The following is a 351-nucleotide window of genomic DNA, read 5'->3' as shown; positions in this document are numbered from 1 at the left end:
ATCGGTCTCTCCAGCATCGCCGGCCTGCTGTGCCCGTCGCCGCGCAGCGACGCGCACGGAGTGGTGCTCCACCTGGCCCCGAGCGACCGAGCCCCCCACGTCGTCCACGCGCCGATCGCCCCCGGTCTCGTGGTCCCGGTCGGTGTCGAGTCCTGGCAGGAGATGACACCCGGCACCACGATCGGCGTCACGGAAGGCGGCGTCATCGCCGTCGACGGCGAGCGTGAGGTCGAACTACGGGCAGGCGACGAAGCGACGGTGACGCTGAGGGCAACCGGCCCTCGAGCCGTCGACGTTCCGAGGGTCATGGCAGAGGCTGCACGGCTACAGCTGCTAGCTCGGCCCTCGCGG

At 71.5% G+C, this 351-nt stretch carries 1 protein-coding gene; it reads left to right on the top strand.

Features of this window, described 5'->3' with window-relative positions:
• Positions 1–351: hypothetical protein (locus tag D9V41_RS18075; RefSeq protein ID WP_208006938.1), on the top strand; the 351-nt coding region annotated here is incomplete at both ends.

Origin of the sequence: Aeromicrobium phragmitis, from assembly GCF_003674095.1 — a bacterium.
Classification (GTDB): domain Bacteria; phylum Actinomycetota; class Actinomycetes; order Propionibacteriales; family Nocardioidaceae; genus Aeromicrobium; species Aeromicrobium phragmitis.
Note: the sequence above shows the minus strand (reverse complement) of the source record. Positions and strands in the feature narration are given on the sequence as shown.